Origin of the sequence: Paracoccus sp. SY, assembly GCF_002901215.1 — a bacterium.
Taxonomy (GTDB): domain Bacteria; phylum Pseudomonadota; class Alphaproteobacteria; order Rhodobacterales; family Rhodobacteraceae; genus Paracoccus; species Paracoccus acridae.
Window position 1 is genome coordinate 59,957 of sequence record NZ_NWMQ01000012.1, and the last position, 20,368, is coordinate 80,324.

General features: G+C 65.9%; 21 protein-coding genes and 1 tRNA gene. 15 read left to right on the plus strand and 7 right to left on the minus strand.

All coding sequences use genetic code 11. From position 1 onward, the window contains the following. Positions 1 to 33: 33 nt before the first annotated feature. The gene (locus CK944_RS11490; RefSeq protein ID WP_158247991.1) at positions 34 to 1,638 is read right to left on the minus strand and encodes a murein L,D-transpeptidase; all 1,605 of its coding nucleotides are present in this window, start codon (positions 1,636 to 1,638) and stop codon (positions 34 to 36) included. Positions 1,639 to 1,943: 305 nt separating this feature from the next. Between CK944_RS11490 and CK944_RS11495 the strand changes: the two genes are divergently transcribed. Together CK944_RS11495 and CK944_RS11500 are read left to right on the plus strand one after the other, a co-directional pair. Continuing rightward, entirely contained in the window at positions 1,944 to 2,504 is a 561-nt protein-coding gene (locus tag CK944_RS11495) for a DUF882 domain-containing protein (RefSeq protein ID WP_103173203.1), read from the plus strand. Between the two features lie 174 nt (positions 2,505 to 2,678). Next, a complete protein-coding gene (locus CK944_RS11500) occupies positions 2,679 to 3,254 on the plus strand; it encodes a TetR/AcrR family transcriptional regulator (RefSeq protein WP_158247992.1) in 576 nt (191 codons plus the stop codon). Here the strand turns inward: CK944_RS11500 and CK944_RS11505 are convergent. Continuing rightward, a complete protein-coding gene (locus CK944_RS11505; RefSeq protein WP_103173205.1) occupies positions 3,251 to 3,868 on the minus strand; it encodes a TetR family transcriptional regulator C-terminal domain-containing protein in 618 nt (205 codons plus the stop codon). The two genes, CK944_RS11500 and CK944_RS11505, sit on opposite strands and share 4 nt — an antisense overlap. A gap of 200 nt (positions 3,869 to 4,068) precedes the next feature. Here CK944_RS11505 and CK944_RS11510 point away from each other — a divergent pair, with 200 nt between their 5' ends. From CK944_RS11510 to CK944_RS11535, 6 genes are all read left to right on the plus strand, one after another. Beyond that, complete coding sequence (locus CK944_RS11510) at positions 4,069 to 5,334, plus strand: Zn-dependent hydrolase (protein WP_103173206.1); 1,266 nt, start codon at positions 4,069 to 4,071, stop codon at positions 5,332 to 5,334. A gap of 69 nt (positions 5,335 to 5,403) precedes the next feature. Then, positions 5,404 to 6,855, plus strand: a complete 1,452-nt coding sequence (gene hydA / locus CK944_RS11515) for a dihydropyrimidinase (RefSeq protein ID WP_103173207.1) — start codon at positions 5,404 to 5,406, stop codon at positions 6,853 to 6,855. A gap of 1 nt (position 6,856) precedes the next feature. Beyond that, positions 6,857 to 7,630, plus strand: a complete 774-nt coding sequence (locus CK944_RS11520; protein ID WP_103173208.1) for an ABC transporter ATP-binding protein — start codon at positions 6,857 to 6,859, stop codon at positions 7,628 to 7,630. Continuing rightward, a complete protein-coding gene (locus CK944_RS11525; protein ID WP_103173209.1) occupies positions 7,623 to 8,534 on the plus strand; it encodes an ABC transporter permease in 912 nt (303 codons plus the stop codon). Before CK944_RS11520 ends, CK944_RS11525 begins: the two co-directional genes overlap by 8 nt. After that, positions 8,531 to 9,373 carry an ABC transporter permease gene (locus CK944_RS11530; protein ID WP_103173210.1) on the plus strand — a complete coding sequence of 281 codons (843 nt, stop codon included), beginning with the start codon at positions 8,531 to 8,533 and terminating at the stop codon, positions 9,371 to 9,373. The genes CK944_RS11525 and CK944_RS11530 overlap by 4 nt, the downstream gene beginning before the upstream one ends. 25 nt (positions 9,374 to 9,398) lie before the next feature. Further along, positions 9,399 to 10,379 (plus strand): ABC transporter substrate-binding protein, encoded by a 981-nt coding sequence (locus tag CK944_RS11535; protein ID WP_103173211.1) that lies wholly within the window; start codon positions 9,399 to 9,401, stop codon positions 10,377 to 10,379. A 275-nt stretch (positions 10,380 to 10,654) separates the two neighbouring features. On the opposite strand, the gene CK944_RS11540 is transcribed toward CK944_RS11535, so the two are convergent. Beyond that, positions 10,655 to 11,647, minus strand: a complete 993-nt coding sequence (locus CK944_RS11540; RefSeq protein ID WP_103173212.1) for a hypothetical protein — start codon at positions 11,645 to 11,647, stop codon at positions 10,655 to 10,657. Between the two features lie 126 nt (positions 11,648 to 11,773). On the opposite strand from CK944_RS11540, the gene CK944_RS11545 reads away from it, so the two are divergent. The 5 genes from CK944_RS11545 (at position 11,774) to preA (ending at position 16,844) form a co-directional block, all read left to right on the plus strand. Then, a complete protein-coding gene (locus tag CK944_RS11545) occupies positions 11,774 to 12,106 on the plus strand; it encodes a PepSY domain-containing protein (RefSeq protein WP_158247993.1) in 333 nt (110 codons plus the stop codon). A gap of 10 nt (positions 12,107 to 12,116) precedes the next feature. After that, positions 12,117 to 12,779: a response regulator transcription factor gene (locus CK944_RS11550; RefSeq protein ID WP_103173214.1), complete on the plus strand. Its 663-nt coding sequence runs from the start codon at positions 12,117 to 12,119 to the stop codon at positions 12,777 to 12,779. After that, positions 12,776 to 14,074: a HAMP domain-containing sensor histidine kinase gene (locus tag CK944_RS11555; RefSeq protein ID WP_103173215.1), complete on the plus strand. Its 1,299-nt coding sequence runs from the start codon at positions 12,776 to 12,778 to the stop codon at positions 14,072 to 14,074. The genes CK944_RS11550 and CK944_RS11555 overlap by 4 nt, the downstream gene beginning before the upstream one ends. 98 nt (positions 14,075 to 14,172) lie before the next feature. Continuing rightward, on the plus strand, positions 14,173 to 15,531 hold the full coding sequence (locus tag CK944_RS11560; protein WP_103173216.1) for an NAD(P)-dependent oxidoreductase: 1,359 nt from the start codon (positions 14,173 to 14,175) through the stop codon (positions 15,529 to 15,531). Between the two features lie 11 nt (positions 15,532 to 15,542). Beyond that, positions 15,543 to 16,844, plus strand: a complete 1,302-nt coding sequence (gene preA / locus CK944_RS11565) for an NAD-dependent dihydropyrimidine dehydrogenase subunit PreA (RefSeq protein WP_103173217.1) — start codon at positions 15,543 to 15,545, stop codon at positions 16,842 to 16,844. A gap of 6 nt (positions 16,845 to 16,850) precedes the next feature. On the opposite strand, the gene CK944_RS11570 is transcribed toward preA, so the two are convergent. From CK944_RS11570 to pdxH, 4 genes are all read right to left on the minus strand, one after another. Further along, a tRNA-Pro gene (locus CK944_RS11570) sits at positions 16,851 to 16,927 on the minus strand. 40 nt (positions 16,928 to 16,967) lie between these two features. Next, positions 16,968 to 17,468, minus strand: coding sequence for a DUF192 domain-containing protein (locus tag CK944_RS11575; protein WP_103173218.1), 501 nt, complete (start codon positions 17,466 to 17,468; stop codon positions 16,968 to 16,970). Beyond that, positions 17,455 to 18,054 (minus strand): cold-shock protein, encoded by a 600-nt coding sequence (locus CK944_RS11580; protein ID WP_103173219.1) that lies wholly within the window; start codon positions 18,052 to 18,054, stop codon positions 17,455 to 17,457. Before CK944_RS11580 ends, CK944_RS11575 begins: the two co-directional genes overlap by 14 nt. 166 nt (positions 18,055 to 18,220) lie before the next feature. Then, positions 18,221 to 18,856, minus strand: a complete 636-nt coding sequence (gene pdxH, locus CK944_RS11585) for a pyridoxamine 5'-phosphate oxidase (protein ID WP_256388120.1) — start codon at positions 18,854 to 18,856, stop codon at positions 18,221 to 18,223. A 60-nt stretch (positions 18,857 to 18,916) separates the two neighbouring features. Here pdxH and fabI point away from each other — a divergent pair, with 60 nt between their 5' ends. Then, positions 18,917 to 19,744, plus strand: a complete 828-nt coding sequence (gene fabI, locus CK944_RS11590) for an enoyl-ACP reductase FabI (protein WP_103173221.1) — start codon at positions 18,917 to 18,919, stop codon at positions 19,742 to 19,744. Between the two features lie 9 nt (positions 19,745 to 19,753). Continuing rightward, entirely contained in the window at positions 19,754 to 20,365 is a 612-nt protein-coding gene (locus tag CK944_RS11595) for a LysE family translocator (RefSeq protein WP_239986048.1), read from the plus strand. Positions 20,366 to 20,368: the final 3 nt, after the last annotated feature.

The window sequence follows — 20,368 nt, forward strand, 5'->3', positions numbered from 1 at the left end:
CCCTTGTCGGGACGCGGCATAGACCCTTCGGCCTTACGAATCCAGCCCGGCCTTCTGGATGGCGTCATAGAGCGCCGCGTCACGGCCATAGACATCCTCGAACCGGCGGATGGTGCCGTCGGCGTCCGGGAAGGCGGTGAAATAGACCAGATGAACCGGAACGAAGGGCGTCAGCTTCAGCCAGGCCTCGTTGCCGCGATCCAGCGCCCGATGGAACATGGCCTTCGGATCGTCGGTCTGCCTGGACAACAGGGCATAGGCCAGATCGAAAGGATCGCCGATGCGGATGCAGCCATGGGAATGGGCGCGCATCGCATTGCCGAACAGATGCTTGGTCGGCGTATCGTGCAGATAGATGTTCCAAGGGTTCGGGAAGATGAACTTGACCAACCCCAAGGCATTGTCGTCGCTGGGCTTCTGCCGCATCCGATAGGGGAAGTTCGCCGCCGTATAGCGGCCGAAGTCGATGCGGTCGCGCGCGATCACGTTGCCGTTCCCGTCCACCACGTCCAGATGCGATACTGCATGACGGTTGGCCTGCAACTTCGGCAGGTATTCCTTGACCGTGATCGACCGGGGCACGTTCCAGCGGGGATTGGCCACCACATATTCGATTTCATCGGAAAATTCCGGCGTCTGGCGGTCGTGGTCAGGATGGCCCACGACGACGCGGGTGCGGAAGACCTCGGTCCCGTTTTCCATGATCCGGGCGGTGTATTCGGGGATGTTCACCCAGACGTGACGCGCATCCAGATCCTCGGACCCCATCCAGCGCATCCGTTCCAGGGCCACGACAATGGCGCGGCTGCCGGCATCGTCGGGCACGTCGCCATTCAGGTGGCGGATGGTCTTGGGTCCGGCAACCCCGTCCGAAGGCAGCCCGACCGCCGCCTGATAGCGCGCCACCGCGTCCGCCAGGGCCGCGTCATAGGCCAGGGGATCCGAGGCGGTCGCGTCAAAGCCGATGCTGCCCAGCCGGGCGCGAAGGGGGACGATGCCGTCGCCGCGCATCCCGGTCCGCCACAACCCCTCGGGCACGCGCGGCAGATCTGCGGGAACCGCCAGTGTTTTCGGCACGGTCAGGGCACGTTGAAGCGCCAGATAGGCAGGGTGGCGCGGCTGAAGATCCAGAAGGAACCGCCGAGGATCCGGCGCCTGCGTGAAGTCGCGGATCAGGCGGTCGATGGGCGGGCGCCCGACCTTTCGCTTGATGAGCGGATCGACCGAGGCCGGGCGCACCATCCCCCCGGTCATGTCGCGCATATAGCGCACCAGGACCCGCGCCTGCCCCACCTCGGTCGCGGCATCGTGGGCATCGGCGGCTAAAGCAGCCGTGGTATAACGGCCAGCCGGGATGCCATGCTGGGGCGCGGTCGCGATCGCGTCACGCAGCGCCTCGCGCAGTTCGCCCGCGCGTTCGCCCATGAAGATCGGTCGCAACCCATGCGAGCCGTAATAAGCGGCCAGGTCCGGAACGGCTGCCGCCTTTTCAGCCAGGGCCATGTCCTGCGGGCTGAATTCAAGGCGTGGTGCGGCGGCAACAGCCACCGCCGGGGCCAGTCCGGCCTGCGTCTGCGCAACCGCAGATTGTCCCGCCCAGATCAATAGAATAGCTGCAAAAAATGTCTGACCGCGCATTGCCGTCCCTTCAATCCTGGTCCTGGATTTTGCCATTACGCCCCCTTTTTCTCCAGCGAATGCGGGGCGGTTCGGCGCAGGGCAGGATCATGGTGGCATTGGCGCCACAGTCTCGCGGCGACCTTGCCACAACAGCGAAGCATCGGCAGGTTCTTGCCTAGCTCCTGTGGATTTACACCCTAGAAGGAAGGAATCTATTTCTGAGCGCACGGTCTTTTGACATATTGTTAAGCAGCCGGGGATAACCTCGGCCGCGCTGCAGAAACTGCGGCGGAAAAAAGACGAAGTGGGACAGGCGATCTGACATGACATTCGACCTTCTTTCGCGCCGCGGCATTCTGGGTGTGTTCGCGGCTACAACCGTGGCGGCAGCACCAGTGATGGGCAACGCCTTCGGGTTGCTGCGGGGCGCGGGCGACATGCGCCGCATCCGCATGTATTCGGGCAGAACCGGCGAAAGCCTCGACACGGTGTACTGGGTGGATGGCAAGTACATCCGCGAGGCCCTGAACGAAATCAACATCTTCATGCGCGACTGGCGCACGGGCGAAGCCATCGGGATCGACCCGCGCGCGGTCGATGTTGCCGCCGCCTCGCACCGGCTGCTGCAGACCAACGAACCCTACATGATGCTGTCGGGCTATCGCTCGCCCCGGACGAACGCGATGCTGCGCCGCAGCTCGGGCGGGGTCGCCCGCAACTCGCTGCACATGGTGGGCAAGGCTGCTGACCTGCGCCTGAAGTCGCGGTCGGTCAGCCAGATGTACAATGCCGCGATGTCCTGCCGGGCCGGCGGCGTGGGCAAGTATTCCCGTTCCAACTTCGTCCACATGGATTGCGGACCCGTCCGCAGCTGGGGCGCCTGAAACATCGCATCTGCACCACCACCTGCAACGCCGCACGCCTTTCGCGCGCGGCGTCTTTTGTTGGCATATGGCTGCCGAAACAGGGGGATCCTGCAAGTGGCTTGACGGCACAGCCTGGAACCTGACACCTTTTCATCATCATGAACGTCAATTGGAAGCTGCCAGATGCCGCATATGACGCGTCGCTACCGAACGGCCAAGAAAATCCAGGCGACGGCGATCCAACTGGCGGTGCGCGACGGACTGGCGAATGTCACGACCGAGGCGATCGCCAAGGAAGCCGGCATCAGCACCCGGACCTTCTTCAACTATTATCCCTACAAGGAAGCGGCGATGATGGGGCCGCCGCCCGATTACCCGGCCGATGCGTCCGAGCAGTTCGTGAAGGGGCGCGGCACCCTGCTGGAGGATCTGGATCGCCTGATCACCCTTCACCTGGCACGCTTCATCGAGGAACGGGAGCTTCTGGCCCATATCCTGGTCCTGGCCAATTCGGATGCCAAGTTGGACGCCTTGCGCAATTCTACGATCCTGTCGCGCCGCGCGCAGATGCGCGATCTGCTGCGCCGCCGCTGCCCCGACGCCAAGCCCGCCCAGATCGAGATCCTGGCCGCCGCCATCGTCGCCGCCACCAATGCCGCGACAAAGGATTGGGCCAGCGGAGAGGTTGACGATTTCATCGGCGCCGCGCGCGAGAACCTGACCCTGATCCAGTCCGCAGCGGCCATGCTGTCGCAAAGCCCCGGCTAAACGCCGAGGATCTTGCGGTACAGATTGTCCAGGAAGGGACCGGCCTCGACGAAAGGGTCATGACCGGGGCCAAGCACCGCGCGCACCTGCACCTCGAAATCCGCATAATGCTGGGTCAGCGCCCAGATCGAGAAGATGAGGTGGCGCGGCTCGACAGGGGCAAGGCGTCCGTCGTCCATCCAGCCCTGCAGGATCGCCGCCGCGCGATCCACGATCTGCCGCAACCCGCCGCCCAGGATTTCCGTCAGATGCGGCGCGCCCTGCAGGATTTCATAGGCGAACAGGCGGCTTTCGCGGGGATAGCGGCGCGACATCTCCAGCTTGGCGCGGACATAGGTCATCACCTCTTCCAGCGGGTCGCCGTCGGGGTCGATTCGGACCATGGGGGCCAGCCACATGTCCAGCAGCGTGGTCAGAAGGGTCTTGTGGATGTCGTCCTTGGACGCGAAGTAATAAAGGACATTCGGCTTCGACAGGCCGGCTGTCTCGGCGATCTGGTCGATGGTGGCGCCGCGAAATCCGCTGACCGAAAAGACCGACAGCGCGCCTTCCAGGATCAGGTCGCGGTTCTTCTGCTGGATGCGCGTCAGGGGCGGCTGCGACTGGTCGGCCATTCCTGGTCCCTTTCCCTGATGCGTTTTTGGGCAACAGGCACGGTGCCCCCTTTCGGGACGCTTGACTGAACCCTGCCCCGTGCTAGCGTGATCCTGACCAATTGGTCAATAAAGGAAGGGTGTTACAGGGCGCGCTGCCGCCCGGCCCCATCAAGCCTGCCCTGCGCCAGAACGGGGCGGCCAGACAGGAAGGACGACAGATGACCGATGCCAGCGGGCTGGTTCCGGCTGCCAATATGCGGGTTGACGGCGAACGGCTGTGGGACAGCCTGATGCAGATGGCCCAGATCGGCCCCGGGGTGGCGGGCGGCAACAACCGCCAGACCCTGACCGACGCCGATGCCGAGGGACGCGCCCTGTTCCGCCAATGGTGCGAGGATGCGGGCATGACCATGGGCCTTGACCGGATGGGCAACATGTTCATGCGCCACGAGGGTGCCGAGCCCGATCTCGACCCGGTCTATATCGGCAGCCACCTGGACACCCAGCCGACCGGGGGCCGGTTCGACGGCGTTCTGGGCGTCTTGGCAGGGTTGGAGGTGATCCGGTCGGTCCGCGACATGGGCATCACCACGCGCCGTCCCATTGTCGTGACCAACTGGACGAACGAGGAAGGCGCCCGTTTTGCCCCCGCCATGCTGGCATCGGGCGTCTTTGCGGGTGTTCTGACCGAGGATTACGCCAACAGCCGCACGGATGCGGAAGGCAAGCGCTTCGGGGACGAGCTTGACCGCATCGGCTGGCGAGGGGACGAGGCGCCGGGCCACCGCCGCATCCACGCGATGTTCGAATACCATATCGAGCAAGGCCCGATCCTGGAAGCCGAGGGCAAGCAGATCGGGGTCGTCACGCACGGCCAGGGGTTGTGGTGGCTGCAAGTCACGCTGACCGGCAAGGACGCGCACACGGGATCCACGCCCATGAACATGCGCGTGAATGCGGGCCTGGGCATGGCGCGCATCATCGAGGCCGTGCATCGCATCGCCATGGACCATCAGCCCGATGCCGTGGGCGCGGTGGGCCAGGCCAATGTCTGGCCGAACAGCCGCAACGTCATCCCCGGCCGCGCGGTCTTCACCGTCGATTTCCGTTCGCCCGACCTAGCCAAGCTGAACGCCATGCGCGCCCGGCTTGAGGACGAGGCGCCCCGCATCGCCGCCGACCTTGGCCTGGGAATCGAGATCGAGCCGGTCGGCCATTTTGACCCCGTGACCTTCGATCCCGGCCTTGTGGAGAAGGTCCGCAACGCCGCCGAAAGGCTGGGCTACAGCCATATGAACATCGTCTCGGGCGCGGGGCATGACGCCTGCTGGATCAACCGCGTGGCGCCCACGGTGATGATCATGTGCCCCTGCGTGGACGGGCTGTCCCATAACGAGGCCGAGGAGATCACCCCGGAATGGGCAAGCGCCGGGGCGGATGTGCTGCTGCACGCGGTGCTGGATGCGGCCGAGATTGTCCGCTGACGCGGACGAAAGCCGGGGGCGCTGCCCCCGGACCCCCGGGATATTTGAACACAGAAGATGAGGGCATCCATGAGCACGGTCATCCGCAACGGCACCATCGTCACCGCCGATCTGTCCTACAAGGCCGATGTGCTGGTCGAGGGCGGGCGCATCGCGGCCATCGGCCAGGGCCTGACCGGCGACAAGGTGCTGGACGCCACCGGCTGCTATGTGATGCCGGGCGGGATCGACCCGCATACGCATCTTGAGATGCCCTTCATGGGCACCTATTCGGCCGACGATTTCGACAGCGGCACGCGGGCGGCGCTGGCGGGCGGGACGACGATGGTGGTGGATTTCGCCTTGCCCTCGCCCGGCCAGGGACTTCTGGACGCGCTGCAGATGTGGGACAACAAGTCGGGCCGCGCGCATTGCGATTACAGCTTCCACATGGCGGTGACCTGGTGGGACCAGCAGGTCTTCGACGAGATGGCGGCGGTGGTGGATCGCGGCATCACCAGCTTCAAGCATTTCATGGCCTACAAAGGCGCGCTGATGGTGAATGACGACGAGTTGTTTGCCAGCTTCCGCCGGGTGGGCGACCTGGGCGGCGTGGCGATGGTCCATGCCGAGAACGGCGACGTGGTGGCCGAACTGTCTGCCCGGCTGCTGGCCGAAGGCAATACCGGCCCCGAGGCCCACGCCTATTCCCGCCCCCCGCAGGTCGAGGGCGAGGCCACCAACCGCGCCATCATGGTGGCCGACATGGCGGGGGTGCCGCTCTATGTGGTCCATGTATCCTGCGAGGACAGCCACGAGGCGATCCGCCGCGCCCGCGCGGCAGGCAAGCGCGTCTGGGGCGAGCCTCTGATCCAGCACCTGACGTTGGACGAAAGCGAATATTTCAACCCTGACTGGGACCATGCTGCCCGCCGCGTCATGTCGCCCCCTTTCCGCAACAAGCTGCACCAGGACAGCCTTTGGGCGGGGCTGCAATCGGGATCGCTGTCCGTGGTGGCGACCGATCACTGCGCCTTCACGACCCGGCAGAAGCGGACCGGCATCGGCGACTTCACCAAGATCCCCAATGGGACCGGGGGGCTGGAGGACCGGATGCCGATGCTGTGGACGCATGGGGTCGCGACCGGGCGGCTGACGCCCAATGAATTCGTGGCCGTCACCTCGACCAATATCGCCAAGATCCTGGGGATGTATCCCCGCAAGGGCGCGGTTCTGGTGGGCAGCGACGCCGATCTGGTCGTCTGGGATCCCGAGGCCGAAAAGACCATCGCGGCGGACAGCCAGCAGTCGGCCATCGACTATAACGTCTTCGAGGGGCAGCGCGTGAAGGGCCTGCCGCGTTATGTCCTGACGCGCGGGCATGTGGCGGTGGACGGCGGCAGGCTGGATAGCCGCGAAGGCCATGGCGAATTCGTCGCCCGAGAGCCGCGCGGCACGGTGAACCGCGCGCTGTCTGCCTGGAAGGAACTGACCGCCCCGCGCCCGGTGGAACGGTCGGGCATCCCGGCAAGCGGGGTGTGACTTGACCGTCATCCAGGCCCGCGACGTTTCCCTGACCTTCCAGACCGCCGACGGCCCCGTCCATGCGCTGAAGGACGTCAGCCTGACCATCGAGCGGGGCGATTTCGTCAGCTTCATCGGCCCCTCGGGCTGCGGCAAGACGACCTTCCTGCGCGCCATCGCCGCGCTTGAGACGCCGACCGCCGGCACGCTGGAGGTGGCGGGAATGTCCCCGGACCAGGCGCGGCGGCAGCGGGCCTATGGCTATGTCTTCCAGGCGCCGGGGCTCTATCCCTGGCGCACCATCGCCGGAAACATCAGCCTGCCGCTGGAGATCATGGGCTTTTCCCACGCCGACCGCGCGCAGCGGACCCAGCGTGTGCTGGATTTGGTGGACCTGGCGGGCTTTGGGGCCAAGTATCCCTGGCAATTGTCGGGCGGGATGCAGCAGCGCGCCAGTATCGCCCGCGCCCTGGCCTTTGATGCCGACATCCTGCTGATGGACGAACCTTTCGGCGCCCTGGACGAGATCGTGCGCGACCGCCTGAACGAGGCGCTGCTGGATCTGTGGAAGAAGACCGGCAAGACCATCGGCTTCGTCACCCATTCCATCCCCGAGGCGGTCTATCTCTCCACCAAAATCGTCGTCATGTCGCCGCGTCCGGGGCGGATCACGCGCATCATCGACAGCCCCCTGCCCCGCGACCGCCCGCTGGAGATCCGCGACACCCCCGAATTCATCGCCCTGGCCCAGCAGGTGCGCGAAGGGCTGCGCGAAGGGCACGGGTATGACTGAGTCCGCGATCCCCTTGGGACCGGGCGTCCTGGGGCGCGGGTTCGGGCGCGCCCTGCCCATCCTGACCGTGCTGTTGGCCATCGTTGCCATCTGGTATCTGGCGGCGGTCTGGATGAACGCCCCCTGGGTGCGGGACCAGGCGGCCCGCGCCGACACGGTGCTGACCACAGGCGACCTGATCCGCCAGACGCTCACGCTGGAACGCCCTGTCCTGCCCGCACCGCATCAGGTGGCGGCGGGCTTGTGGGAGGGGATCGCGGGGCAAAGCATCACCTCGAAGCGCAGCCTGGTCTGGCATGGCTGGGTCACGCTGTCGGCGACGCTGGCGGGCTTTGCCATCGGCACGGTGGCGGGGATCGGGCTGGCGGTGGGCATCGTCCACAACCGCGCCATGGACCAGTCGGTGATGCCCTGGGCGGTCGCCAGCCAGACGGTGCCGATCCTGGCCATCGCGCCGATGGTGATCGTGGTCTTTGCCAGCATGGGCGTGACCGGGCTGCTGCCCAAGGCGATCATCGCGGCCTGGCTGTCCTTCTTCCCGGTGCTGGTCGGCATGGTCAAGGGGTTCCGCACGCCCGACGCGATGCAGCTTGACCTGATGCACAGCTGGAATGCGTCCCGCGCGCAACAGTTCTGGCGGCTGCGGCTGCCCAGTTCGCTGCCCTATCTGTTCGCCAGCCTCAAGGTCGCCATTGCCGCGGCCCTTGTCGGCACCATCGTGGGCGAGCTTCCGGCAGGCGCCACGGCGGGGCTTGGGGCGCGGCTTCTGTCGGGCAGCTATTACGGGCAGACGGTGCAGATCTGGTCGGCGCTGTTCGCGGCCGCGATCCTGGCCGCCGTGCTGGTCATGCTGATCGGCGCGCTGGAACGGCTGACCCTGCGGCGCATGGGGCTTGCACGATGAGCGCCCTGCCCGTCATCGCCGTCTGGCTGGGCGCCCTGGCCCTGAATACCTGGCTGTCGCGCTTCGACACCCGTGTGAGCCGGCTTGCGGTGGCGCTGATCTTCGGCGCCACGATCCTGATCCTGTGGGAGATGATCGTCCGCATCTATGCCATCCCACCCGTGATCCTTCCCGCGCCCAGCCAGATCGGCGCCAGCTTCGCCGCCAATACCGCGATCCTGTGGACCGATTTCGTGCAGACCATCGTCAAGGGGGCGCTGACCGGCTGGCTGATCGGGGCGGGTGCCGCCATCGCGACCGCCATCGCCATCGACCGCAGCCCCTTTCTGCAGCGCGGGCTGCTGCCTATCGGCAACTTCGTCGCCGCCCTGCCCATTGTCGGCATCGCGCCGATCCTGGTGATGTGGTTCGGCTTCGACTGGCAGTCCAAGGCGGCCGTGGTCGTGGTGATGGTGTTCTTCCCGATCCTGGTGAACATGGTGGCGGGCCTTGCCGCGACCGATCCCATGCAGCGCGACCTGATGGCGACCTGGGCCGCGCCTTATTGGGCAAGCCTGTGGAAGCTGCGCCTGCCCGCCGCCATGCCCTTTCTGTTCAACGGGCTGAAGATCACCACCACCCTGGCCCTGATCGGCGCCATTGTCGCGGAATTCTTCGGCAGCCCGACCAAGGGCATGGGCTTTCGCATCTCGACCGCGGTGGGGCGGCTGGATCTGCCGTTGGTCTGGGGGGAGATCCTTGTGGCGGCAATCGCGGGATCGCTGTTCTATGGCATCGTGGCGCTGATCGAAAAGAAGGTGACGTTCTGGCACCCGTCGCAGCGTCCTCAACGGGGCTGATGCCCCATATGACAGGAGAGGGAAGATGAAGACATTGATGCTGGGTGCCGCATTCGCCCTGGCGGCGGGCGGCGCGGGCGCGCAGGAACTGACCCTGCAATTGAAATGGGTCACCCAGGCGCAGTTCGCGGGCTATTACGTCGCCAAGGACAAAGGCTTCTACGAGGAAGAAGGCCTTGACGTCACCATCCTTCCGGGCGGCCCCGACATCGCGCCCACGCAGGTGCTGGCGGGCGGCGGCGCGGATGTGATCGTCGAATGGATGCCAGCCGCCTTGGCCGCCCGCGAAAAGGGCCTGCCGCTGGTCAACATCGCGCAGCCCTTCAAGGCGTCGGGCATGATGCTGACCTGCCTCAAGGAAAGCGGCATCACCGATCCCAAGACCGACTTCAAGGGCAAGACCCTGGGCGTCTGGTTTTCCGGCAACGAATATCCGTTCCTGTCCTGGATGAGCCAGCTTGGCCTGTCCACCGAAGGCGGCCCCGATGGCGTCACGGTCCTGAAGCAGGGCTTCAACGTCGATCCGCTGCTGCAAAAGCAGGCCGCCTGCATCAGCACCATGACCTATAACGAATACGGCCAGGTCCTGGACGCCGGCATCGCGCCCGAGGATCTGGTGACCTTCAAATACGAGGACCAGGGCGTCGCCACCCTGGAAGACGGCCTCTATGTCCTGGAAAGCACGCTGCAGGACGATGCCAAGGTCACCGACCTGGTGAAATTCGTCCGCGCCAGCATGAAGGGCTGGAAATATGCCGAGGAAAACCCCGAGGAAGCCGCCCAGATCGTGCTCGACAATGACGAGACCGGCGCCCAGACCCTGGACCATCAGGTCCGCATGGTCACCGAGATCGGCAAGCTGACCGCAGGCAGCGACGGCACCCTGGACGAGGCCGATTATCAGCGCACCGTGGACACGCTGATGGCGGGCGGATCCGACCCGGTGATCTCGAAAGCGCCGGAAGGGGCCTTCACCCATCTGATCACCGACCGCGCCTTCGACTGATCCATCTTCTGTGCCGAAATATCCTCGGGGGGAATCCCGGAACGGGATGGGGGGCAGACAGCCCCCCTTCTTCTTTGCCCCCTGCGACCCCAAGGGCCGCACGCGATCGCATCCCGCATGAGCCTGCCCTTCATTGGCTGGGCCGAAAGCGGGTCGGGCCGACCTGCGTCGCCAAGGCTTCATGGCCTTGGCCGGGATTGGCTTTCACACCGGCAGGGATCGCCATATCGCCCGAAGGGGTTGGGACGGCTTCCCGCCCCGTCCCGTGCCTGCGTTCAGCGGGCCATTTCGCGGACCACTTCGCCCTTGGGATCCAGTTCCAGCGTCACCGGCTCGCCCTGCGGGTTCGTGGCATCCAGCAGCAGGCGCGGACCGTGGGCGTGCAAAAGACCCAAGGCGGTATAGCCGGCGCCGGTCAGCCGCTGATTGACGGCCACGCTGTCGAAATTCGCCGGAAGGGCGGCAGGACGACCGTCATCGCGGCCCATCGGGCGCATTCCATGGGGCCGGTTCCCGTGCATGGCATGACCGCCCGGACGCATCCCACGCTCGCCGTGGCCGGGACCGCGCTCGCTGCGGCGTTCCTCGCGCCGGTCACCGCGTGGCCCATCCTCGCGGCCAAAGCGCAGCACGCGGCCGTCTGCGTCGAATTCGGCGCGCATATCCTCGCCAGTCGCATCCTCGCCCTTGACCATCACGCGGCCGTTGCGGTTGCCGATCTCGTCGATGCGGTCGAACTGCGCAATCACTTCATTGTCGCGCACGGCCTGGGGAAGCAGCGTGTCGATCAGGTCGGCGGGGATCGCGGCATCATCCACCTCGACCCCGATCAGCGTGTTCTGGCGGTCGAACTTCACCTCGATCTCGGCTCCGCTGGGCTGGCGGCCCTTGATCTCGATGTGATCGGGGCGTTGCTTCACCTCGGTGATGGATCCGAACAAGCCCATCACCTGCTGGCCGCGCAACTCGGCAGGCACAAGGGCGTCGGTCAGCGATTGCGGCAAGGCGCCGCCATCCGCCTCGACCTCGACCAGGTTGCCGGCCATGTTCACCCGGGCCTCGATGTCGATCCCATCGGCGGTGCGCCCCTCGATCTCGCGCATGCCGTCGCGCTTCGTCTCGACTTCAAGATTGCCGAGGTTCAGCCCGGCCAGGGGCGCAGGCAGGTCGCCCGGCGCAGGCGCTGCGGTCTGCGCCATCGAGCCTGTGCCGATCCCGGCGATCAGCGCCAGCATCGCGGCCGAGGTGGTGAATCTGCGAATGGCCATGTCGGTATCCTTTCAATTCTTCGGGCGGCAAGGCCCTGACGAATCATGTCCTAGCCCCTTGTCGCCGAACGAATCGCCAATGGCTCGTTTGGTTTCCATTTGGGTTCCGGCGGCTATGCTGGCGGCATGAACCCGATGCGCGCCCTTGCCCTGATCCTTGCGACCTGCGCCCCGGCGACGGCCCTGGATGTCGCGCCGCAGGTGATCGAACAGTTCCAGCCCCTGCCCTTTCACGAAATCGCCGCCTCGGTCGCCGATCGTTACGAGGGCAGGCTGCTGGCTGCCGATACCCGCGCGCCGATGCCGCATGAACGCGACCTGGGCGCGGAACTGGTCTATCAGTTCCGGCTTCTGACCCCGCAGGGCAACCTGATGGACATCCGCATCGACGCCCGCAGCGGTCGCTTCCTGTCGGTGTCCGGCCGCGGCCAGTTGGAAGCCCGCAAGCCTGTGCAATGAAGGAACCCCCATGCGAGCCTTGATCGTCGAGGATGATCCCCTGTTGTCCGGGCAACTGGCAGCCGCCCTGCGCGATGCGGGCTTTGTCACGGACTGCGCGGCGGATGGCGTGCAAGGCGAATATCTGGGGGCCACGGAATCCTATGACGTCGCCGTCCTGGATCTGGGCCTGCCCGGCATGCCGGGGATCGAGGTTCTGACCCGTTGGCGCGATGCGGGGCTGGCGATGCCGGTCCTGATCCTGACCGCGCGGGGCGACTGGACCGACAAGGTGGCCGGTTTCCGCGCCGGGGCCGACGATTACGCCGTCAAGCCCTTCCGCCTGGACGAGGTCGTCTTGCGCTGCCAGACCCTGATCCGCCGCGCGGCAGGCCATGCCCGCCCGGTGATCCGCGCTGGCGCCCTGGTGCTGGACAGCCAATTGGGCGTCATCACCCGCGACGGGGTGGCGCTGAAGCTGACCGGATTCGAGTCGCGGATCCTGTCCTATCTGCTGCTGCACCAGAACCGGGTTGTCAGCCGCACCGAACTGTCCGACCACCTGTACGAGGCCGAATCCGACCGCGACTTCAAATCCATCGAGGTCGTGATCGGCCGGTTGCGCCGCAAGGTCGGCGACGGCGTGATCGAGACCCGCCGTGGCGAAGGCTATCTGCTGCGGGCGCCTGCGTGACGGGGTCGATCCGGGGGCGGCTGCTGCTTCTGGCGGCGGTCTGGCTGGCGGCGGCCCTGCTGGCGGCGTTCCTGTTCATCTCCTCGCTGCTGAGGGATTTCATCACCGACCGCTTCGACGCCGAAATGGCGGCCGTCGCGGACGGATTGATCGCGTCGCTTGAAATGGACGACGAAGGCCGGATTGAACTGGACGACCCGCCGACGGATCCCCGCTTCGGGCTGCCGTTCAGCGGCTGGTACTGGCAGGTCGCATCCGATGCCGGGGTCATTGCCCGTTCCGATTCGCTGCTGGACGGGTTGCTGCGGGGACCGGCCGGCGCATTCACGGGTGGCCTGGGGGTCGGCGCGGATGGCGCGGCCCTGCGCGTGCTGCGCCGCCAGGTGACGCTGCCGGACGAGGGGGTGCGGATTGCCGTGACTGTCACCGCGCCTCGCGCGCAGATCGACGACAGCCTGCGCCAGATCAGCCGCCCGCTGGGCATCGCGCTTGTCGTCCTGGGGATCGTGCTGGCCCTTGCCAGCGTGGTGCAGGTGACGGCGGGGCTGACCAGCCTGGATCGTCTGCGCCGCGACCTGGCCCGGGTCCGCGCAGGAACCCGCGACCGGCTGGCCCTGCCCGATGTCAGCGAGTTGCGACCCCTGACAGCGGAAATCAACGCGGCCCTCGATCAGAACGCCGATCTTCTGGCCCGGTCGCGACAGCATCTGGGGAACCTGGCCCATTCGCTGAAGACGCCCCTCGCGGCGCTGGCGAACGAACTGCCCCCCGATCATCGCGGTCAGGCGCTGATCACCCGCATGGACCGGCTGATCGGCTGGCATCTGCGCCGCGCCCGATCCGCCGGACCGCGCGTCCTGGGACAGCGGACCCCCGTGCGGCCGGTCGTCGACGACATCCTGATGGTCCTGCGCTGGCCCATGCAGGACAAGGACATGACCGCCCGGATCGACTGCCCTGCCGGTGCCGCCTTCGCAGGCGAACGGCAGGATCTGGAGGAGATGATCGGCAACCTTTGCGACAACGCGGTGAAATGGGGGCGCTCTCATCTGGCGATCACCGTTTCCCATTCCCCCGCCCTGACCATCCGCATCGAGGATGACGGTCCGGGAATGACGGAAACCGACGCCCCCCGCGCGCTGATCCGCGGGGGACGGCTGGATGAACACGGTGCCTCGGGGTCGGGGCTGGGGCTGGCCATCGTGGCGGATCTGGCGGCGCTGCATGGCGGCGGCCTGCGGCTGGAACGGTCGGCAATGGGGGGGCTGGCGGCCATCCTAGACCTGCCTGCCTGAAATTTCCGCAAACCACGTTCCGCGAAGTTTTACCATTTGATAAAAAATTCGGCCTGTGTCAGCCTGATTCTTGCCAACAGGTGAGCCAGGAGACGTAAATGTCCCAAGCAAGATTGGCGCCGGGCGTCGTTCCCGGCCGCCTTACCCCCCATGAACTCGCGGTGAACTTTGCCGATGTCGCACCGCCCCTGACCCGGCACGAGGCGCGCGTCGCGGCCGACCGCTGTTATTTCTGCCACGATGCGCCCTGCATCACCGCCTGCCCGACCAGCATCGACATTCCGCTGTTCATCCGCCAGATCGCGACAGGCACGCCCGATGCGGCGGCGATGACGATCTTTCACGCCAACATCCTGGGCGGCATGTGCGCCCGGGTCTGCCCGACCGAGAACCTCTGCGAAGGCGCCTGCGTGCGCATGGATGCCGAAGGCGACCCGGTCGAGATCGGCGCGCTGCAGCGATACGCCACCGACGGGCTGATGGCGCAGGACGGCCACCCGTTCCGCCGCGCAGCCTCCACGGGCAAGCGCATCGCGGTCGTGGGCGCGGGTCCCGCCGGCCTTGCCTGCGCGCACCGGCTGGCCGCCAAGGGCCACGATGTCACGATCTTCGAGGCGCGGCCCAAGCCGGGCGGGCTGAACGAATACGGCATCGCCAGCTACAAGGCCGTGGACGGCTTTGCCCAGGCCGAAGTGGACTGGATCCTGGGTATCGGCGGGATCGAGTTGCGCCACGATCAGCGGCTGGGCCGCGACATCAGCCTGGATACGCTGCGGGCCGAATACGACGCCGTGTTCCTGGGCATGGGCCTTGGCGGCGTCAACGCTCTGCGGGCCGAGGGCGAGGAACGTGGGAACGTGCTGGACGCGGTCAGCTTCATCCGCAACCTGCGCCAGGCCAGCGACCTGACCACCCTGCCCATCGGCCGCGACGTGGTGGTGATCGGCGGCGGCATGACGGCAGTGGATGCGGCCGTGCAGGCACGACTGCTGGGCGCCGAAAACGTCACCATCGTCTATCGCCGCGACCAGTCGCAGATGGGCGCCAGCCGCCACGAACAGGACCATGCCACGGCCAGCGGCGTCCGCATCATCTGCAACGCCGCGCCGGTCAAGGTCCATGGCAACGGCACCGTGGTCGAGGTCGAGTTCGCCTATACCGCAGTCGATCCCGATGGCGGGCTGCACCTGACCGACGACCGCTTCCGCCTGAAGGCCGACCAGTTGTTCCGCGCCATCGGCCAGCGGCTGGACGGCGTGCCGCAGGACCTGGCACTGGACGGCGGCAAGATCGGCGTCGCAGGCCCTGGCCGCACCAGCATCCCCGGCGTCTGGGCCGGCGGCGACTGCGCGGCAGGCGGCGACGACCTGACCGTCACCGCCGTGGCCCAAGGCCGCGACGCCGCCGAAGACATCGACGCCCACCTGACCGGACGCCCGGTCGAGATTCCCGGCTGAGGAGATCCATCATGGCCGACCTGCGCAGCAATTTCATCGGAATCAAGTCTCCCAACCCGTTCTGGCTGGCATCCGCCCCGCCCACCGACAAGGAATACAACGTCCGCCGCGCCTTCCAGGCCGGCTGGGGCGGCGTGGTGTGGAAGACCCTGGGCGCCGAAGGCCCGCCCGTCGTCAACGTGAACGGCCCGCGCTATGGGGTTATCCACGGCCCCGACCGCCGCGTCCTGGGGATCAACAACATCGAACTGATCACCGACCGCCCGCTGGAGGTGAACCTGCGAGAGATCAAGTCGGTCAAGCGCGACTATCCCGACCGCGCCCTGGTCATTTCGCTGATGGTGCCCTGCGACGAAGATAGCTGGCGCGACATCCTGGCCCGGATCGAGGATACCGGCGCCGACGGCGTGGAACTGAACTTCGGCTGCCCGCACGGCATGTCCGAACGCGGCATGGGCAGCGCCGTGGGCCAGGTGCCCGAATACATCGAGATGGTGACACGCTGGGTCAAGCAATACTCGCGCATGCCTTGCATCGTGAAGCTGACGCCCAACATCACCGATGTCCGCAAACCGGCCGAGGCCGCGATGCGCGGCGGCGCCGACGCGGTCAGCCTGATCAACACCATCAACAGCATCACCAGCGTCGATCTGGACCTGTTCGCCCCCGAACCCACCATCGACGGCAAGGGCGCGCATGGCGGTTACTGTGGCCCCGCCGTCAAGCCCATCGCCCTGAACATGGTGGCCGAGATCGCGCGCAACCCCGCCACTTACGGCCTGCCCATCAGCGGCATCGGCGGGGTGACGACCTGGCGCGACGCGGCCGAGTTCATGGCCCTTGGCGCGGGCACGGTGCAGGTCTGCACGGCCGCGATGACCTATGGCTTCAAGGTGGTGCAGGAGATGATCTCGGGCCTGCGCGACTATCTGGACAGCCACGACATGGCGATGTCGGACCTGATCGGGCGGGCGGTGCCCAACGTGACCGACTGGAACCAGTTGAACCTGAACTATGTCACCAAAGCCCGGATCGACCAGGATCTGTGCATCAAATGCGGCCGCTGCTATGCCGCCTGCGAGGATACCAGCCACCAGGCCATCGCCATGAAGCCCGGCCGCGTCTTCGAGGTGATCGAGGAGGAATGCGTCGCCTGCAACCTGTGCCTGGACGTCTGCCCGGTGGAAAACTGCATCGACATGCGCGAACTGGCTGTGGGCGAGATGGACCTGCGCACCGGCATCCGCCGCGGCACCTATGCCAACTGGACCACGCATCCGAACAACCCGATGGCGGTGAGGGCGGCGGAATGAAGGCGGTGGTCGGGGCGAGAAGATTCGAACTTCCGGCCTACGGTACCCAAAACCGTCGCGCTACCAGGCTGCGCTACGCCCCGACGCGTTCCGTTTAGCGGATCGCGTCGGCGGGGGAAAGCCCTAGCCGCAGGGAAGTGCTGCCAAATCCTGATGCAGCCGGGGATGGGCCATGGGCTGGCCCACGGCCAGGCCCAGACGCTCGGCCTCGCCGCCGCCGATTTCCAGAATCATCTGGCGATCGGGGTCGGGATCGCCGGGGGCCGCACCGGGAATGGGCGTTTCGTCCAGGGGAACGGCACGGGAATGGATATGCCGGATCACGCCCGACTGGTCCAGAAAGACCAGATCCAGGGGAATATAGGTGTTTCGCATCCAGAAGCTGACCGCCCGGGGCGTGTCATAGACGAACAACATGCCACTGCCCCGTTCCAGGGACTTGCGGAACATCAGTCCCTGGGCGCGTTCGGCCTCGTCATCGGCCAGTTCGACCTGAAATGCGACAGGTCCATCGGAGGTCTGGAAGATCACCCGGTCGGGCGCGCAGGCCACATCGGCAGCAGAAGGGCCGGACCATCCCAGCGAAAGGAAAAAGGCCGCAATCGCGGCCTTATTCAGCGACATGCGCCATGAAATCCTTGATGTCCTGCACTTGATCGCCAAGGCTTGCGGCATTCAGGGAACTGGCGCCCTTCTCGGCGCCACGATCCCAGCTTGTCACCTGGGCCGCCATCAGGCCGCGCGGACCTTCGACCACGCGGATGCCGATCGCCTCGCCGATGGCAAGGTCGGCAAAGCCGGAATGGCGCAGCACCTCGACATGCAGGAAAACATCGTCGGGATGGCCGAAGATATTGGCAAAGCCGAAGCCCTTGGCCTTGTCGAACCACTTGACGCGGGCGGGCCGCAAGGGCAGCGCCTCCAGATGCTCGATCACGCCATTGTCCAGGTCCGCGATCGGCGGACCCTCCGACAACGGAGGCTCGATCGAAACAACCTCGGTGGCCTGAAGGCCCCGCTGCGTCGGCTGCATCCAGACGGTCACGCGGGACTGATCGGCGACCGAACTGCGTCCGAAATTCCTGAGAACGTTGGCGTGCAGCAGAATGTCCGCACCGCCTTCTTCGTTCAGGATGAAGCCATAGCCCTTGGTCGGGTCAAACCACTTGACCAGCCCAGAAACCAGCTTCAGTCCTCTCTCATCCGTCATCTTCCCACCACATGCGCTCAGCGCGTCTTGTCCTGCCCCGAAATCAACCAATCCAACCGTTCAATTCCTGTGCCTGCAAAGCGGCGGTCGCTTACGGAAGACAAAGGCACCTTGCTGATCAGCGCCCATCACCCATGGTCAGCCACCGGGGGCCTTTCGTCAAGCCCTAGGGTGAAAGCCGCTCTACAATCCATACACCGGTCGCCTCTTTGTCCCAGCGGAAGCGGTCATGCAACCGGAAAGCGCCATCTGCCCAAAACTCGATCTGCGTCGGGGCGATCCTGAACCCGCCCCAGAACGGCGGCCGGGGGGGATTTGCGCCGTGGCGCAGGCCTTGGCGCGCAGCCTCGGCCAGCAGCGCGCCACGGCTTTCCAGCGGCTGCGACTGCCGAGAGGCCCAGGCCCCGATCCGGCTTTGTAGGGCGCGGCTGTTGTAATAGGCGTCGGCCTGCGGGCCTTCGACACGGGTGACATGGCCGCGCACGCGGACCTGGCGGCGCAGGGTTTTCCAATGCATGACAAAGGCTGCCTTGCCAGTGGATGCGATCTGCCGGCCCTTCGCGCTGTCGTAATTGGTGTAGAAGACAAAGCCTCCGTCGGCGCCCTGCCCCTCGATTTCCTTCAGAAGAACCATGCGTGCATCGGGCATGCCGTCCGCGTCCACCGTGGCAAGGGCAATGGCATTGGGATCGTTCGGCTCGGTCTTTTCGGCCTCGGCCAACCAGCGGCGCGCGATGTCGAAGGGGTCGTCGCCCGCAAACAAACCGTCTCGATCAGCCATGGTGCTTTCCTTGCGCTTGATGCTTGCAACCCTTTGGCCTAAGCACCTTTCACAAAGGGTTGAAAGCGCGAGAGGCGGCACATGTCAAGCGAGCAGAAGCGGGGATTGATGGCTGGCAAGCGCGGCCTTGTCATGGGTTTGGCGAACGACAAGTCGATCGCCTGGGGCATCGCCCGCGCCGTGGCAAACGAAGGTGCCGAACTTGCCTTCTCGTACCAGGGCGAGGCGCTGAAGAAGCGGGTCGATCCCCTGGCCGCGCAACTGGGGTCGTCGCTGGTCCTGCCCTGCGATGTCAGCGACGAGGCATCCATCGAGAAGCTGTTTCAAACGCTTGAACAGGAATGGGGCAGCCTGGACTTCGTGGTCCATGCCATCGGCTTTTCCGACAAGGACCAGCTGCGCGGCCGCTATGCCGACACGACGCGCGACAATTTCATGATGACGATGGACATCTCGGTCTATTCGTTCACGGCCGTTGCGCGTCACGCATCGGCGATGATGCCCAACGGCGGCAGCCTGCTGACGCTGACCTATTACGGCGCCGAACGGGTGATGCCGCATTACAACGTGATGGGGGTGGCCAAGGCGGCCCTGGAAGCCAGCGTGCGCTATCTGGCCGAGGATCTGGGCAAGGACGGGATCCGCGTGAATGCGATCAGCGCAGGCCCGATCAAGACCCTGGCGGCCAGCGGCATCGGCGATTTCCGCTATATCATGAAATGGAACGAACTGAACTCGCCCCTGCGCCGCAACGTCACGACCGAGGATGTGGGCAATTCGGCCATCTACCTGCTGTCGCATCTGGGCGCGGGCGTGACGGGCGAGACGCATCACGTCGATGCCGGTTATCATGTCGTCGGCATGAAGGCCGTTGACGCGCCCGACATCGCGACCGTCAAGAAGGACTGACCGGTCCTGATGTCCATCACCGCCGATCAGCTTGCCCTGTTCATTGGCACGCTGTCCGTGGCCATCCTGTCGCCGGGTCCGGGCGTCATCGCCGTCAGCCAAAGCGCCTTTGCCCTGGGCCGCAGGCGCGCCCTGCCCTATGGCTGGGGCCTGGCGGTCGGCGCGTCGGTCTGGTGCATCTTTGCGCTGCTGGGCCTGACGGTGATCTTTCGCGCGCTGCCCTGGACCTATGTGGCGCTGAAGATCCTGGGCGGGGCCTATTTGGTCTGGATCGCCTTCAAGATGTGGCGCCATGCGTCCGACCCCTTGCCGGACCCGGCGGAAAGCAGCCTGGAGATGGGCTTTTTCGGCGGGATGATGCTGAACCTGTCGAACCCCAAGCCCGCGCTGTTCTATTCCGCGGTGCTGCTGTCGATCTTTCCCGTGATGCTGTCCGCCGGGGACAAGCTGGCGATTTACGCCACGGCAGTATCCGTCGAACTGGCATTTTATACCGCGCTGGCGTCGCTGATGGCTTTGCCTTGGCTTCGGCGCAGGTATTATGCCGCGAAATTCTGGATCGACCGCGCGGCTGGTATGGCGATCGGGCTGCTGGGCCTGTCGCTGATCCTGCGCCACTGAAAG